The sequence below is a fragment of the Phytohabitans maris genome (genome assembly GCF_031085175.1).
Taxonomy (GTDB): domain Bacteria; phylum Actinomycetota; class Actinomycetes; order Mycobacteriales; family Micromonosporaceae; genus Phytohabitans; species Phytohabitans maris.
This window is the reverse complement of sequence record NZ_JAVHUY010000005.1, coordinates 1-14779: the sequence shown is the minus strand read 5'-3', so window position 1 is coordinate 14779 and position 14779 is coordinate 1. Positions and strand designations below refer to the sequence as shown.

Annotated in this window: 16 protein-coding genes; 7 read left to right on the top strand and 9 right to left on the bottom strand. The window is 70.4% G+C overall.

Annotated elements, in window-relative coordinates:
• The first annotated feature begins 99 nt into the window (after positions 1-99).
• Positions 100-444, top strand: a complete 345-nt coding sequence (locus RB614_RS06390; protein ID WP_308711429.1) for a histone-like nucleoid-structuring protein Lsr2 — start codon at positions 100-102, stop codon at positions 442-444.
• A gap of 18 nt (positions 445-462) precedes the next feature.
• Here RB614_RS06390 and RB614_RS06385 read toward each other — a convergent pair whose 3' ends face one another.
• Positions 463-1275, bottom strand: a complete 813-nt coding sequence (locus RB614_RS06385) for a citrate synthase family protein (protein WP_308711428.1) — start codon at positions 1273-1275, stop codon at positions 463-465.
• Here RB614_RS06385 and RB614_RS06380 point away from each other — a divergent pair.
• Positions 1262-1678, top strand: a complete 417-nt coding sequence (locus tag RB614_RS06380; protein ID WP_308711427.1) for a nitroreductase/quinone reductase family protein — start codon at positions 1262-1264, stop codon at positions 1676-1678. The genes RB614_RS06385 and RB614_RS06380 overlap by 14 nt on opposite strands.
• 58 nt (positions 1679-1736) lie before the next feature.
• Here the strand turns inward: RB614_RS06380 and RB614_RS06375 are convergent, their stop codons facing one another.
• Positions 1737-2321, bottom strand: a complete 585-nt coding sequence (locus RB614_RS06375) for a DUF1684 domain-containing protein (protein WP_308711426.1) — start codon at positions 2319-2321, stop codon at positions 1737-1739.
• Between the two features lie 116 nt (positions 2322-2437).
• Here RB614_RS06375 and RB614_RS06370 point away from each other — a divergent pair, with 116 nt between their 5' ends.
• From RB614_RS06370 to RB614_RS06360, 3 genes are all read left to right on the top strand, one after another.
• Positions 2438-3298: an NAD(+)/NADH kinase gene (locus RB614_RS06370; protein WP_308711425.1), complete on the top strand. Its 861-nt coding sequence runs from the start codon at positions 2438-2440 to the stop codon at positions 3296-3298.
• Between the two features lie 117 nt (positions 3299-3415).
• A complete protein-coding gene (locus RB614_RS06365) occupies positions 3416-3886 on the top strand; it encodes a MarR family winged helix-turn-helix transcriptional regulator (protein ID WP_308711424.1) in 471 nt (156 codons plus the stop codon).
• Positions 3887-3901: 15 nt separating this feature from the next.
• On the top strand, positions 3902-4894 hold the full coding sequence (locus tag RB614_RS06360; RefSeq protein ID WP_308711423.1) for a pirin family protein: 993 nt from the start codon (positions 3902-3904) through the stop codon (positions 4892-4894).
• A gap of 15 nt (positions 4895-4909) precedes the next feature.
• On the opposite strand, the gene RB614_RS06355 is transcribed toward RB614_RS06360, so the two are convergent.
• From RB614_RS06355 to RB614_RS06340, 4 genes are all read right to left on the bottom strand, one after another.
• The gene (locus RB614_RS06355) at positions 4910-5035 is read right to left on the bottom strand and encodes a hypothetical protein (protein WP_308711422.1); all 126 of its coding nucleotides are present in this window, start codon (positions 5033-5035) and stop codon (positions 4910-4912) included.
• A 95-nt stretch (positions 5036-5130) separates the two neighbouring features.
• On the bottom strand, positions 5131-6243 hold the full coding sequence (locus RB614_RS06350; RefSeq protein WP_308711421.1) for a protein-L-isoaspartate O-methyltransferase family protein: 1113 nt from the start codon (positions 6241-6243) through the stop codon (positions 5131-5133).
• A gap of 27 nt (positions 6244-6270) precedes the next feature.
• Positions 6271-7536: an asparaginase gene (locus RB614_RS06345; protein WP_308711420.1), complete on the bottom strand. Its 1266-nt coding sequence runs from the start codon at positions 7534-7536 to the stop codon at positions 6271-6273.
• 66 nt (positions 7537-7602) lie between these two features.
• The gene (locus RB614_RS06340) at positions 7603-8655 is read right to left on the bottom strand and encodes an MBL fold metallo-hydrolase (protein WP_428982930.1); all 1053 of its coding nucleotides are present in this window, start codon (positions 8653-8655) and stop codon (positions 7603-7605) included.
• Positions 8656-8728: 73 nt separating this feature from the next.
• On the opposite strand from RB614_RS06340, the gene sthA reads away from it, so the two are divergent.
• Positions 8729-10132 (top strand): Si-specific NAD(P)(+) transhydrogenase, encoded by a 1404-nt coding sequence (gene sthA, locus RB614_RS06335; protein ID WP_308711419.1) that lies wholly within the window; start codon positions 8729-8731, stop codon positions 10130-10132.
• Positions 10133-10483: 351 nt separating this feature from the next.
• Here the strand turns inward: sthA and fahA are convergent, their stop codons facing one another.
• Positions 10484-11701, bottom strand: a complete 1218-nt coding sequence (fahA, locus tag RB614_RS06330) for a fumarylacetoacetase (RefSeq protein ID WP_308711418.1) — start codon at positions 11699-11701, stop codon at positions 10484-10486.
• A 78-nt stretch (positions 11702-11779) separates the two neighbouring features.
• Positions 11780-12973, bottom strand: coding sequence for a 4-hydroxyphenylpyruvate dioxygenase (gene hppD / locus RB614_RS06325; protein WP_308711417.1), 1194 nt, complete (start codon positions 12971-12973; stop codon positions 11780-11782).
• A gap of 113 nt (positions 12974-13086) precedes the next feature.
• On the opposite strand from hppD, the gene RB614_RS06320 reads away from it, so the two are divergent.
• Positions 13087-13590, top strand: coding sequence for an Lrp/AsnC family transcriptional regulator (locus RB614_RS06320; protein ID WP_308711416.1), 504 nt, complete (start codon positions 13087-13089; stop codon positions 13588-13590).
• Positions 13591-13812: 222 nt separating this feature from the next.
• Here the strand turns inward: RB614_RS06320 and RB614_RS06315 are convergent, their stop codons facing one another.
• On the bottom strand, positions 13813-14676 hold the full coding sequence (locus tag RB614_RS06315) for an IS5 family transposase (RefSeq protein WP_308711415.1): 864 nt from the start codon (positions 14674-14676) through the stop codon (positions 13813-13815).
• Positions 14677-14779: the final 103 nt, after the last annotated feature.

Here is a 14779-nt window from a genome sequence, read left to right as displayed (position 1 = left end):
TCGTCGTTGCACCGACCAAGGCAATACGAGCGGCGGTTATGGTAGTCGGAACTACGTTTCCAATCGGGCGCTCATGCCACCTTTGCGGGGAGTGACATCATGGCGAAGCAAGTTATCACGGTGCTGACCGACGACCTCGACGGCGGTGAGGCCGACCGGACCATCGAGTTCGGCCTCGACGGAGCCAACTACACGATCGACCTGTCCGACAAGAATGCCGGGAAGCTCCGCAAGGCGCTCGAACCATACCTGACAGCCGCGTCCAGGGTCGGCCGCACCAGTGGCAGCAGCCGGATCGGATCTCGCGCCGGGACACCGCCCACCCGGACGAACCGGGATCAGAATCAAGCCATCCGGGAATGGGCGACCAAGAACGGCTACGAGGTTTCCGACCGAGGCCGCATCCCGGCATCGGTCGTCAAGGCTTTCCACGCCAACCGCTGACCATCCGCGGGCTGACGTTCACGGGTCGGCGAGGAGCACGCCGCGTTCGGCCTCGATCGAGGCCAGCCGGTCACGGGTGTCGGCCACCCGTTGCTCCAGCCGTTCCCGTGCCCGTCTGACCCGGTACATCCACACGGCGATATTGTCCCGGGCATTCTCGATCCGCCCGTCCACCGCGACATCGGTAACGGCCGCCTCCCACCCGGCATCGAGAAACCAGGTCGTCGCGTCCACGGACAGATGGGCGCTGGCGGGCGGCACGTGCTCCAGATCGGCCAGCTCGTTGCGCAGCACCGCCAGGCAACGATCGGCGTGCGCCGCCACGTCCTTCGCTCCGTCGACGTAGGTGTACTTGATCGCCTCAACCGGTGCGCCGCGAGAGAACATGTCGAGAGCCGACCAGCCCGAAGCACGCCCGAGCCCGCGATCGACCGCCTCCAATGCGTCCCGAGCGGCCTCGGCCGCCCGCAGCGCCTTGTCCAAGTCTTCCAGTTCTCCATTGAGCCGCCCCCGCTCATCGGCCAGATCGAGCAATCGCACCGCGCGCGGGTCGCCCGACTCGCTCAACTGCCGGTATTCGGCCAGGACGGCCCGATAGGCCGCCGGTGCCGAGGCAAGCTCGCTCAGCCGTGCCAGCGTCGCGGCGTGTTCACTCCGCATCATTTGCAGATGTGCCTCGGCCTCGGCAACGCGATGGTGGGCGGGTTCGCTTTCCGGCCGCTGCCGGCCCAGCGCCGCGTCCCGGTGCCCGCGCAGGGTGGCCAGGAGCCCGACCAGCCACAGGTGGAAATTCCCGCTGTCAACTAACGTACGTGACATGGCTTCGTTCAACGACACGGTGATCGTGAACTTCAGGACCAACGACGGCGTGCTCGGCGGTCACTGGGAGGGCAAGACGACGCTCTTGCTGCACGTTCGCGGTCGCAAGTCCGGCAAGCAGTTCGTCCATCCGCTTGTCGCGGCACCGTACGGTGACTCGTACATCGTCTGCGGCAGCGCGGGCGGTGCGCCGCACGACCCGCAGTGGGTCGCCAACCTGGAGGCCATCGACGGCCCGGTCACCGTCGAACTGGGCGCGGACACGGTGCAGGCGGACAACCGCGTGGTCCGCCCCGGCCGTGACGACGACTGGGACCGGTTGTACGGCGTGTGGCGCGCGTACTGGCCGGACGCCGCCGAGTACGAGAAGAAGACGGACCGGAGGTTTCCGGTCGCCGTGATCAGCCTGCGTTGACCGCCGAGCGCGTTGCGCGGGGACCGGCCCGCCGACGGCGTGATCAATCGCCTGAACCTCAGTGGTACGTGAGCTCGCCCGCCTCGATCGGGTCGGTGAGCCGGTTCTCCTCCGGAGCCAGCGGGCAGGCCCACCGGTCGTCGTACGCGCAGCTCGGGTTGTACGCGTAGTTGAAGTCGAGCCGCAGCCGGCTGCCCGCCAGCGCCACCACGCCCCGCCCGAAAGTGCCCTTCACGGTGTCCGTCAGGTACCGCCCGGCGCCGTACGTCATCGACCCGTACGTGCCGTCGCGGAACGGCAGGAAGAGCCCGCCCCCGTACGCCTCGATCCAGAAGAGCGTCAGCGGGCCCCACGGCGTGACCGCGCGCGCCACCCGCCGGTACCGGACCACGCCGTCCGGGCCGCCGGTGTCGATCTCGATCGTGCCGCCCGCCGGTTCGAGGGGCGCCTCGACCACGGCGGTCGGGTTTTCCGGAAAGTACCGGAGCCCCGCGAAGGCGGCGCGCTCGGCCGGCGGGATCGGTGACTGTGCGTGTGTGGCGAGCAACCGATCCCGGGCCGAGCGGAATCCGCCCAGGTCGAGCCCGGAGAGGTACAGGCGGGCGACGCGCTCGCGCCAATCCGCCAGATCCAGAATCTCCACGCTCTCGAACCCTAACCGTCCATCGAACGTATTCACGGCGGATGAGGCACTATTTTGCGCCCACGACTCAGCGGCCGACGCTGATACCGTTTGTCCGTGACTTCCCGGACACCCCGATGATCCACACGGTCGGGCTGGTGCTGCACCCAGAGCGTGACAGCCGGGCGGCCATGTCGACCATCAGTGCCTGGGTGCGCGGCCACCAGGCCACCCTCCTGGGGTTGCCGGAGGAGGTCGACCGCACCGAGGGCGCCACCGCGGTGCCGGCGGAAAAGCTGGCCGAGGAGTCCGACCTCGTGGTGAGCCTCGGCGGCGACGGCACCATGCTCCGCTCGATGCGCCTGTCCTGCGGCGGGCGCGCGCCGGTGCTCGGGGTCAACCTGGGGCGGCTCGGCTTCCTGGCCGAGATCGACGTCCCCCAGCTCCCCGAGGCGCTCTCCGCGATCGACGACAAGCGGTTCACGGTGGAGGCCCGGTCCGCGGTGCGGTCCCGCTTCCACGACCAGGAGGTGCTCGCCTTCAACGAGGTGGCGCTGGTGCGCCGCCCGGGCGGGCCGATGGCCGCGGTCGAGCTTTTCGTCGAGGGGCACCCGTTCATCCACTACGTGGCCGACGCGCTGATCGTGGCGACCCCGACCGGCTCGACGGCCTACAGCTTCTCGGCCGGCGGCCCGATCGTCTCGCCGCGGACCCAGGGGCTGGTGGTGACGCCGGTGGCGCCGCACTCGGCGTACAACCGGGCGCTCGTGCTCTCGGAGAGCGAAAAGGTCGCCCTGCGGGTGCTGCCGGCCAGCGGCGACCTGGAGGTCGAGTCGGACGGCTCGGTGGTCGGCCGCCTCTGCCCCGGCGACACGGTCGAGGTCTGCGCGGTGCCGGGGGCGGCGAGCGTGGTGCGGCTCGGGCACACGACGTTCTACCAGCGCGCCCAGCGCAAGCTCCGCCTGACCGGCTCGACCGAGGTCGACCGCGCCTGGTAGCCGCCCGCCCGTGATCAAAGCTCCCCTCATGTCGTTCTAGCGACGTGGGGGGAGCTTTGATCACGGGGGCGGATCGCGGCGGTTGGTTCAAATCTGAAATAGAGCTACCGTGGGGGCATGGCCGAGCCGCTCACTTCCACGGAGATGGCCGGCTGGCGGGCGTACATCGAGTCCAGCCAGCGGCTGATGACCCAGCTCGAAGACGACCTGCGCGCCGACAGCGGGCTGACCTTCGCCGACTACCACGTGCTGGTGCTGCTCTCCGAGGCACCCGGCCGGCGCCTGCGGATGGGCGAGCTCGCCAGCCGCCTGGTGTTTTCGCCCAGCCGCTTGACGTACCAGATCGGTTCGATGGAAAAGCGCGGGCTGGTGGCCCGCGAGAGCTGCCCGGAGGACCGCCGGGGCAGCGAGGCCGTGCTGACCGCCGAGGGGCTGCGCACGCTGCGCGAGGCCGCGCCGCACCACCTCCGCTCGGTGCGCGCCCACTTCGTGGACGACCTCGACGAGGCCGAGATCGCCGTCCTCACCCGCGTCTTCACCCGGCTCGGCGAGCGCCTGCGCGCTTCCCGGTCCGGCGTCACCCAGTAAAAAGGAGCACAGACCATGCCCGCCATCACCGTGGACGACGTGCTCGTCCTTCCCCGACTCCCCAGGCTCGACCCCGCGACCACCGAGTACCGCGCGGTGCGCCGCCTGGTCACCGCGCCGAGCGGCTTCGAGGGCGAGGGCTTTCCGGTCCGCCGGGCCTTCGCCGGGGTGCCGCTGACCGAGCTCGACCCGTTCATCCACCTCGATCAGATGGGTGAGGTCGACTACGCGCCGGGCGAGCCGAAGGGCACGCCGTGGCACCCGCACCGCGGCTTCGAGACCGTCACGTACATCATCGACGGCATCTTCGACCACCAGGACTCCAACGGCGGCGGTGGCACCATCACCGACGGCGACACCCAGTGGATGACCGCCGGCAGCGGGATCCTGCACATCGAGGCGCCGCCGGAGCACCTGGTCGTCAGCGGCGGCCTCTTTCACGGCCTGCAACTGTGGGTCAACCTGCCCCGGGTCAAGAAGATGAGCCCGCCGCGCTACCAGGACATCCGCGGCCGGGAGGCGAGCCTGCTGACGACGCCCGACGGGGGCGCGCTGATCCGCGTGATCGCCGGTGAGATCGACGGCCACCAGGGCCCGGGCGTCACGCACACCCCGATCGCGATCGCGCACGTCACGCTCCAGCCCGGCGCCGCGCTCGACCTGCCCTGGCGCAGCGACTACAACGCGCTGGTGTACGTGCTGGGCGGCCGGGGCACGGTCGGCACCGACCGGCGTCCGGTCCACACCGGACAGATGGCGGTCCACGGCCCGGGCGAGGCGCTGCGCGTCACGGCGGACGAGAAGCAGGACTCGCACACGCCGGCGCTGGACCTGTACATCATGGGTGGTGAGCCGATCCGCGAGCCGGTGGCCCACTACGGCCCGTTCGTGATGAACACCCGCGAGGAGCTGGTGCGGGCGTTCGAGGACTACCAGGCGGGCCGGCTCGGGGTCATCCCGGCCGAGCGGGTCCCGCACTCGGGCGGCGAGACGCCGCCGGTCTCGTAGGGGTCGCTCGGCGGGTCAGAGGGACACGAGGTACATGCCGGCGACGCCGAGCACGACCATCAGCAGCATGGTCAGCAGCAGGCCGCGGCCGGCCTCGACGGGCGCCTGAGCCTTTTCGGTGGTGATGGACTCGGTGGTCACTGTGGCCTCCTGGGGTCTCGCTCGGGTCACGTTGACGTTATGGCGGCACCCCTATCCGGGTAATCACGGATTCGTGCCGCCGGCGGACTGGTCCCTCACCGCGCCGGGGCGCGGTGCCAGTCGCGGGGGACCCAGATCGGGTACGCGGGGTCGCCGTCGAGGGCCATGCTCGCCTGCCAGGCGGGTACGGCCGGGCGGCCGCTGGCCACCCAGCGGTCGATCAGGGCCGTCGCGCGCTCCGCGTACGCCCCGGCGCTGGGGCCGCTGCCGTCGATCGAACCGTCCGGCCAGACCGTGGCGCCGCCCTCCGCGGCCTCGTCGAGCAGGGCGCAGCCGCCGTTTCCGCTGCTGTCCGGGGGTTGGGCGTACGTGGTGCGGGGATCCCAGGCGCCCAGCGCGAACCACATGTCGTGGTAGCGGAAGACGTCCAGCGGCGGGTCGAAGCGGGCCGGGCGGCGCACCGTCGCCGGCGGCAGCGGGCCGTCGCCGAGCGGGTGGGCGCCCGGAAACATGGCCGAGAGCGGGCCGGCCGCGGACATGAAGCCGGCGGGGCAGACGCCCGTCGCGCGCACGGTGCCGTCCGGGGCGCGCGCCACGCGGAGCACCGGGTGGTGGCCGGCGTGCCGGGTCGGCGCGACCACGAAACCGCCGGGTGCGAGCTGGTCGAGCCAGGGCGGTGCGGCGCCGGCCACGCCGACGGTCACGATCACCCGGTCGTACGGGGCGCCGGCCGGCCAGCCCGCGTAGCCGTCACCGAGCTTGAGGTCCACTGTGGAGGAAAGCGTCGCGAGCGCGGTCGCGGCCCGGGCCACCACGTCCGGCTGTACGTCCACTGTGGTCACCTGCGCGCCGGCGGCGGACATCAGCGCGGCGTTGTAGCCGGTCCCCGCGCCGATCTCCAGCACCCGCGCGCCGGGCGTCAGGTCGAGCGCCTCGATCATCGTGGCCATGAGCGAGGGCTGGCTGGACGAACTGGTCGCGCGGCCGGCCTCGATCTTCGTGACGAGGACGTCGTTGGTGTACACGGCGTCCAGGAAGCCCTCGGCGTCCGGGGCGAACCACGTGCCGTCCCGGCCGTGGAAGCCCGCGCCGACGAACGCCTCCCGCGGCACCGCCGCGAACGCCTCCGCCACCTCCGGACGGGTGATGGCCCCCTCGCGCCACAACTCGTCGACGAACCGTCGACGCAGCTCAGCGGAGGAGGCCATCACACCACGGTAAAAGGAGGTCCCGGACTACGACAGATCGAACTCCGGGTTACCGAGACCGGTCACCCACTTGCGGACCTTCTCCACGTCGCCACCGGCGAACGCCAGGCTGAGCATCAGCAGCAGCCGTGCCTTCTGCGGCAGCAGGTCGTCGCCGGCGATGATGGGCTGGGTCGTGCTGCCGCCGTACACCGAGCCGGAGCCGGTGCGCGTCGTGCTGACGAAGACCACGCCCTTGGCCGCGGCGGCGGTGCGGGCCGCACTCTGCGCGGACGATATGCCGCCCGCGCCCGTGCCGGCGGTGACGATGCCCTTGACGCCGGCGTCCGCGAACGCCGTGATCGCCTCGCCACCCGCCTGCTGGTAGCCGGCCACCACCTCGACGCGGGGCAGCGTCTCGGGGCCGATCTTGTTGAGGTTGAACGGCGTGTACCACTTGCTCTTGTCGTCGCACTCCTGGATCCGGGCGGGTGCGCGGCCGACCTTGATGTTCGGGCCGTCGATCCAGCCGAGCACGCCGAACTCGCGGGTCTGGAACGTGTCCATCCGGTACGAGCTGGTCTTCGTCACGTCCCGCGCGGCGTGGAACTCGTCGCCGAGCATCAGCACAGTGCCGTAGCAGTACGTGGCCTGGCTGGCGGCCAGCACGATCGCGTTGTAGAGGTTGGCCGGGCCGTCGGCGCCGATCACCTTCGGGCCGTCCGGCGACCCCGCCGCCCACGGGCGCATGGCGCCGGTGAGCACCACCGGCTTCTGGCTGCGCACCGAGAGGTCGAGCCAGTACGCGAACTCCTCCATCGTGTCGGTGCCGCTGGTCACCACGACGCCGTCGGAGGACTTGAGCGCCGTCTCCACCGCGAGGGTGAGCGCGTGGAACTCGGGGATCGTGTACCCGCCGGAGCCCTTGTTGCCGAACTGGACGGTGCTGACGTCGGCGACGGCACCGATCTCCGGCTGGAGGTAGCCGACCATGTCACCGATGGCGATCTGGCCGGAGCGGTAGTCCTGGAAGCTGCTGCGCGAGGTCGCGACGCCGGAGATGGTGCCGCCGGTGCCGATGACGGTGACCTTGGGCTTCTTCGCCTTCGCCGCGGCGACGGCCTGCGTGTACGCGACGCTCTCGATGTTGGTCAGGGTTTCTACGCCGTCGACCTTGACGGACGTGGAGTCGCTTTCAGGAGCGGGGGCCGCGGACGGCTGGCCCAGCGCGGAGACGACGAGGGCCGCGGTGACCGCGGCCGACACGACGGGGAGGAGTACGGCGCCGAGGCGCGAAAACGATCTCTTCGGCATGCCGCAGATCGTCGGGGCCACTCGTTTCGGTCACGTTGCCGCGAGATTGCACGCGTTGATCAAGTATCACCCACTCAGCGGCTGCCACCAGGCATCCACCACCGGCGGCGCCTCCACGTCGACCCGTTCGCCCGGCCGCGGGATCGCCACCGACACGTCGAACGCCTTCGCCTCCCGCCACAGCCGGTCGACCGGCTCGCTCCACGAGTGGTACGAGAGCACGAACGTCGCCCAGTGCACCGGCAGCAGCAGCCCGGCGCGCAGGTCGACGTGCGCCTTGACCGCGTCCTCCGGTGTCATGTGGATGTCCGGCCAGGCCGTGCTGTACGCGCCGATCTGGATGAGGCTCGCCTCGAACGGGCCGTACTTCTCGCCGATCGCCGCGTAGCCGTCGAAGTAGCCGGAGTCGCCGGTGTAGAAGACCTTGCGCCCGCCGGCCTCGACCACCCAGGAGCCCCACAGCGTACGGTCGCGGGCGAAGAGCCGCCCGGAGAAGTGGCGCGCGGCGGTCGCGGTGAGGCGCAGGCCGGCTCCGCTGGTGGCGCGCCCCGGGGCGATGTCGACGCCGTCGTCCCAGTCGAGCTCGACGATCCGCTGCCGCGGCACCCGCCAGCGGTCGAGGTGGGCGCCCACCCCGAGGGGTACCAGGAACGGCGCCTCCTGGGTGCGGACCAGCTCGCGCACGGTGGGCAGGTCGAGGTGGTCGTAGTGGTCGTGCGAGATCACGATCGCGTCGACCTGGGGCAGCGCGGCGAGCGGCACCGGTGGCGGGTGCAGCCGGCGCGGCCCGGCGAACGGGAACGGCGAGCACCGCTTGCTCCACACCGGATCGAAGAGCACCCGCCAGCCGTCGATCTCGACGAGGGTGCTCGCGTGCCCGTACCAGGTCAGGTGCAGGCCCTCGGCGGGCACGGTGCCCGGCGCGACCAGCGGGACCGGTCCGGTGGGCCGGCGCACCTGCTTGCCGAAGATCATCTCGCGCATGGCCGCCCGCATCGCGCCGCGCGGCAGCAGCGTGGCGGCCACGGTGTTGTGGAAGCGCCCGTCCCGGTACTGCGGGGAGGCGCCGACCGTGGCGGCGTCGGGGCGCCCCCCGAACACAGCTGGACCGAACCTCATCGCCCAACCGTACGACGACCCCGACCGGTTCTTCGTAAGGCCCTGGTAACCCGGGCCTGCGAGAATGGTCCACGTGTATGACTTCGACGTGCTCGTGCTGGGCTCCGGCCCCGGCGGGCAGAAGGCCGCGATCGCCGCCGCCAAGCTCGGCCGCCGGGTCGCCGTGATCGAGCGACGTCACATGATGGGCGGGGTGTGCATCAACACCGGCACCATCCCCTCCAAGACGCTGCGTGAGGCCGTGCTCTACCTGACCGGCCTCAACCAGCGGGAGATGTACGGGCAGAGCTACCGGCTCAAGGACGACATCACCGTCGACGACCTCACGGCGCGCACCCAGCACGTGATCGGGCGGGAGATCGACGTCATCCGCAGCCAGCTCGCCCGCAACCGGATCCGGCTGCTGACCGGCACCGGCACGTTCGCCGACCCGCACACGCTCACGGTGAGCGACGGCTCCGGCCGCGAGTCCAAGGTGACCGCGGAGAAGATCGTGGTGGCCGCCGGCACCCGCCCGGCCCGCCCGACCTCGGTCGAGTTCGACGACCGCACGGTCATCGACTCCGACGGCATCCTCAACCTCGAGCACGTCCCGCAGTCGCTGGTCGTGGTCGGCGCCGGCGTGATCGGCATCGAGTACGCGTCGATGTTCGCCGCGCTCGGCTCCAAGGTGACCGTGGTCGAGCGGCGCGACCGGATGCTGGAGTTCTGCGACCTGGAGATCATCGAGGCGCTCAAGTACCACCTGCGCGACCTGGCGGTGACGTTCCGGTTCAGCGAGTCGGTCGCCTCGGTCGAGCGCCGCGCCAACGGGGCGCTCGCGGTGCTGGAGAGCGGCAAGCGGATCGCGGCCGACGTCGTCATGTACTCGGCGGGCCGCCAGGGCATGGCCGACCAGCTCAACCTGGAGGCCGCCGGGCTGAGCGCCGACGGCCGCGGCCGCATCAAGGTCGACGAGCACTTCCGCACGGCGGTGCCACACATCTACGCGGTCGGCGACGTGATCGGCTTTCCGGCGCTCGCCTCCACGTCGATGGAGCAGGGCCGGCTGGCCGCCCACCACGCCTGCGACGAGCCGGTGCGCGCGATGCACCAGCTCCAGCCGATCGGCATCTACACGATCCCCGAGATCAGCTTCGTCGGCCGCACGGAAGACGAGCTGACCGAAGCCCGGGTCCCGTTCGAGACCGGCGTCTCCCGCTACCGCGAGCTGGCCCGCGGCCAGATCATCGGCGACTCGTACGGCATGCTCAAGCTCCTCGTCTCCCCCGACGACCGCACCCTGCTCGGCGTGCACGTCTTCGGCACCGGCGCCACCGAGATCATCCACATCGGCCAGGCGGTGATGGGCTGCCAGGGCACGGTCGACTACCTGGTCGACACGGTCTTCAACTACCCGACGCTCGCCGAGTCCTACAAGGTGGCCGCCCTCGACGCCATGAACAAGATGCGCAGCATCGACCGCATGCGCGCGTAGAGGAGGCGGCGAGCGCGCAGGAACGCGTCCACCTGCCGCCGCTTGGCCGGGCTGCCGCCGATCTCGTCGAGGAGCGGGCGGGTCGGTACCAATGTGGTGGGAAGCTCTCGAGCTGCACGCACGAACGGGGCAGCCTGCACGCACAGACGGGGCAGCTCGAGAGCTCGTCGAAGACGGCACCGTCGCGGGACGCGGCGCGCCCACCCCGCCGCCCGCGCCACCCGACGGCCCGGAGCGTCCGGATGCGGCCGCTAGCGGACCGCCGCGGGGAGCGGGCGCCAGCTCATCTCCGGGCGTTCCGCCGAGCGGGCGTACCCGGACGCGGCGGCGGCCGCCGGCCGGGCGTTCGACCTACTGGAGCGCGGCCACGACCACGCCGGCGACCTCGCCGAGGGCTAGCTCGGGGCGACCCGGCGCGGCGGGCACCCGGCCGCGGATCACCACCCGGTCGCCGTCCTCCAGGAACGACCGGGTCACGCCGCCCGCCAGCTCGATCGGCGACCGGCCGCCCCGGCTCAGCTCCAGCAGCGAACCCGCCTGGTCCGGCTCCGGGCCGCTGACCGTGCCGGAGGCGAAGAGGTCGCCGGGGCGGATCGAGGCGCCGTTGACGGTCATGTGGGCGAGCATCTGCGCGGCGGTCCAGTACATCGCCGGGAACGGCGGGCGGGACACCACCGTGCCGTTGAGCTCGACCTCCAGCGCGATGTCGAGACCCCACGGCGGCTGCGCCGCATCGTCCAGATAGGACGCCAGCGCGACGTCGCGCGGCGGCGGCGCGGTCCGCGCGCCGTCAAAGGCATCCAGGGGTACGACCCAGGGCGAGACCGACGTCGCGAACGACTTGCCGAGGAACGGGCCGAGCGGCACGTACTCCCACGCCTGCAGGTCGCGCGCGGACCAGTCGTTGACCAGGCAGACGCCGAAGACGTGCTCGGCCGCGTCGGCCAGCGCGACCGGCTCGCCAAGGCGGGTGCCGGCGCCGAGCACGAAGCCCACCTCGGCCTCGATGTCCAGCCGGCGGCTCGGCCCGACCTCGATCGCGCCACCGGAGAGGCGGCGCTGTCCGGACGGCCGGGCCACCGGGGTGCCCGAGACGACCACCGTGCCGGAGCGCCCGTGGTACCCGATCGGCAGGTGCTTCCAGTTTTCCGGCAGCGGCGGCGAGTCGGGGCGGAAGATGCGGCCGACCGCCGACGCGTGGTGCTCGGAGGCGTAGAAGTCGACGTAGTCCCCGACCGCGAACGGCAGGTGGGTCCGCGCCTCCGCGAGCGGCGTCAGCAGCGGCTCGACGACCGGCCTGACTGACTCGTCAGTGAGCCACTCCACGAGCGCGGCGCGCAGCCGGCGCCAGGTCGGAGCCGGCGCGGCGAGCAGCGGATTGAGCACCGGCCCGGCGACCAGCGGCGCCAGGTCGGGCAGCAGCCGCTCGCACGCCGCCGCGAGGTCCAACCCGAGGTCGCCGACGCGCACCACGAGCCGCGGGTCGCCGCCGCCCTCGGAGACCGCGCCGTACGGCAGGTTGTGCACACCGTACGGATGCCCGGAGTCCACCCCAGTCACCCAACTCACAGAGCCTCCCGCTGGATTCGTGATCGAAGCTCCCTTCAAGTCGTTCTAACGACGTGAAGGGAGCTTCGATCACAGGGGTTAGAGGTTGCCGCGGCGCTGCTGCTCGCGTTCGATCGCCTCGAAGAGCGCCTTGAAGTTGCCCTTGCCGAAGCCGAGCGACCCGTGCCGCTCGATGAACTCGAAGAACACCGTCGGCCGGTCCCCGATCGGCTTCGTGAAGATCTGCAGCAGGTAGCCGTCCTCGTCCCGGTCGACCAGGATCTTCCGCTCCTGCAACTCCTCGACCGGCACCCGCACCTTGCCGATCCGCGCGCGCAGCTCGGGGTCCTCGTAGTAGGAGTCCGGCGTGTCGAGGAACTCGACGCCCGCCTCCCGCAGTGCGTCCACTGTGGCCAGGATGTCGTTGGTGGCGAGCGCTAGGTGCTGCGCGCCCGGCCCCCGGTAGAACTCCAGGAACTCGTCGATCTGGCTCTTGCGCTTGCCCACGGCCGGCTCGTTGAGCGGGAACTTCACCCGGTGGTTGCCGTTGGCGACCACTTTGGACATCAGCGCCGAGTAGTCGGTGGCGATGTCGTCGCCGATGAACTCGGCCATGTTGGTGAAGCCCATGACGCGGTTGTAGAAGGCGACCCACTCGTCCATGTGGCCCAGCTCCACGTTGCCGACCACGTGGTCGAGGGCCTGGAAGAGCCGGCGGCGCCCGGGGAGCGTCGAGGTGCGGGCGGCGTACCCGGGCAGGTACGGGCCGTGGTAGCGGGAGCGGTCGACGAGCGTGTGGCGGGTGTCGCCGTACGCCGCGATCGCCGCCAGCCGCACCGTGCCGTGCTCGTCGGTCAGCTCGTACGGCTCGTCGAGGATCGTCGCGCCCTGCGAGCGGGCGTGCGCCACGCAGGCGTCCACGTCGGGCACCTCCAGCGCGATGTCGCTCACCCCGTCGCCGTGCCGGTCGTGGATCGCGACCAGCGGGCTCTCCGGGTCGACCGCGCCCTTGAGCACGAACCGCACGGCACCGCTGCGCAGCACGTACGCGCAGTGGTCGCGGTTGCCCGTCTCGGGGCCGGAGTAGGCGACCAGGTCCATCCCGAAGGCCAGCTGGTAGAAGCGGGCGGCCTGGGTCGCGTTGCCGACCACCCACACGATCGCGTCCCAGCCGATCACCGGGAACGGGTCGGCCTGCTCGTCGTACTCCACCAGCCCCACGAGTTGCTTGAGCTGCTCGAGGCTCAGATCGGCGAGCCGCTCGTCATCGGTCAGAACGTGTTCGACGGTCATGCAGACCATCTGAACGCGCATCGGCAGCCTGTGCAACTGGCGTATCGTGAGCTAGTCAGGATGAGCAATTAGCGCAGCGATACACCGAAACAGCTAGGCAGATTGGTAAGACGATGGAGCTCGACACACTCGACGTGGCCCTGCTCCGGCTGCTGACCGAGCACCCGCGGGTCGGCGTGCTGGAGCTGTCCCGCCTCGCCGGGGTCGCCCGCGCCACCGTCACCGCCCGGCTGGAGCGGCTGCGCGCCGCCGGCGTCGTCACCGGATACGGGCCGCAGGTCGACCTCGCCGCCGCCGGCTACCCGGTGCAGGCGTTCGTGACGCTGGAGATCGCGCAGGGGCGGCTCGACGAGGTGACCGAGCACCTGGTCGCGCTCCCCGGCGTGCTGGAGGCGTACGCGACGACCGGCACCGGCGACGTGCTCTGCCGGCTCGCCGCCCGCTCCAACGACGACCTCCAGCAAATCCTGCTCGAACTCAACCGGTCGACCGGCATCCGCCGTTCCACAAGTGTGGTGGTCCTCTCGACGGTGGTCGCGCACCGCACGCTGCCGCTGCTCACGCACCGTCAGCGGCCGGCCGCGCAGCACGCGCCGTCGTACAAGAATCCGGGTTGATTTCGGTAATCCGGGCTTGGGCCGCCGGTCTCCACATAAGAGGGCATCTGATCTATAACTGACAGATAATGTCCGTATTTGTTGGGGTGGTGCGCCACGTCGATGTTGATTCTCCGGTTAACCGCCGGGACATGTTGTCGATCATTGCCCAGAGAATCATCGTCCGTTGATTTCGGTAATCCGGGCTTGGGCCGCCGGTCTCCACATAAGAGGGCATCTGATCTATAACTGACAGATAATGTCCGTATTTGTTGGGGTGGTGCGCCACGTCGATGTTGATTCTCCGGTTAACCGCCGGGACATGTTGTCGATCATTGCCCAGAGAATCATCGTCCGGGATCGGGCCGGGTCGGCCTCGTAGTCCCGGACCAGCCGGCGATGAAGCATCAGCCAGCCCAAGGTCCGCTCGATCGCCCACCGCTTGGGTTGCGGTTTGAACCCGCGCTGGTCGGGATCCTTGGTCACCACCACGACATCGATGCCGTGTGCCGCGCCCTGGTCGATGACGCTCTGCTTGTAGCCGGCATCCACCCACACCCTGACCACATCTGGTCGGTGGGCGGCGAGCTCGTCGACCACGTATCGGCCGCCGGCCGTGTCGTGCACACTCGCCGCAGTGACCAACACGACCAGCAGCAGGCCGAGCACGTCTGTGGCGATGTGCCGTTTCCGGCCCTTGATCCGCTTGCCGGCGTCGATTCCTTGCGATGACTCTGGAACATTGTTGGAGGTCTTGACCGTCTGCGCGTCGATGATCGCCGCGCTGGGCTCCTCGGCCCGCCCGGCGGCCCGCCGCACCCTGCGGCGCAGCGCCTCGTGGATCGCTTCAGTCGTGCCGTCCTTTTCCCACAACGCATAGTAGTGGTAAACCGTCTTATGTGGAGGGAAGTCGTGCGGCAGGTACTCCCATGGAATCCCGGTCCGGTTGATGTACAGGACCGCGTTCACGATCTCGCGTAGGTCATGTTGTATCGGCGCTATCCCCAACCCGACCCGGTCCGCCCGCCACCGCGTCAGGATCGGCTCGATCAACGCCCAGCGCGCGTCGGACAGGTCGGTTCGGTACGGGCGTCGGGAAGCGGTCACCCACGTGCTGTACCAGACCAGATGGACTACGTGTGGGATGTTGTTTTCGAATACATCGTCGCGCCTATACCAAATTATCCCGTATTGAGATCAGATGCCCTCT

Excerpts from the sequence above, each read along its gene's own strand:
- RB614_RS06380 (WP_308711427.1), top strand. The coding sequence starts at position 1,262 with ATGGCTTCGTTCAACGACACGGTGATCGTGAACTTCAGGACCAACGAC.
- RB614_RS06365 (WP_308711424.1), top strand. The coding sequence starts at position 3,416 with ATGGCCGAGCCGCTCACTTCCACGGAGATGGCCGGCTGGCGGGCGTAC.
- RB614_RS06390 (WP_308711429.1), top strand. The coding sequence starts at position 100 with ATGGCGAAGCAAGTTATCACGGTGCTGACCGACGACCTCGACGGCGGT.
- RB614_RS06345 (WP_308711420.1), bottom strand. The coding sequence starts at position 7,536 with ATGCCGAAGAGATCGTTTTCGCGCCTCGGCGCCGTACTCCTCCCCGTC.
- RB614_RS06360 (WP_308711423.1), top strand. The coding sequence starts at position 3,902 with ATGCCCGCCATCACCGTGGACGACGTGCTCGTCCTTCCCCGACTCCCC.
- hppD (WP_308711417.1), bottom strand. The coding sequence starts at position 12,973 with ATGACCGTCGAACACGTTCTGACCGATGACGAGCGGCTCGCCGATCTG.
- RB614_RS06350 (WP_308711421.1), bottom strand. The coding sequence starts at position 6,243 with ATGGCCTCCTCCGCTGAGCTGCGTCGACGGTTCGTCGACGAGTTGTGG.
- RB614_RS06320 (WP_308711416.1), top strand. The coding sequence starts at position 13,087 with ATGGAGCTCGACACACTCGACGTGGCCCTGCTCCGGCTGCTGACCGAG.
- RB614_RS06340 (WP_428982930.1), bottom strand. The coding sequence starts at position 8,655 with ATGAGGTTCGGTCCAGCTGTGTTCGGGGGGCGCCCCGACGCCGCCACG.
- RB614_RS06370 (WP_308711425.1), top strand. The coding sequence starts at position 2,438 with ATGATCCACACGGTCGGGCTGGTGCTGCACCCAGAGCGTGACAGCCGG.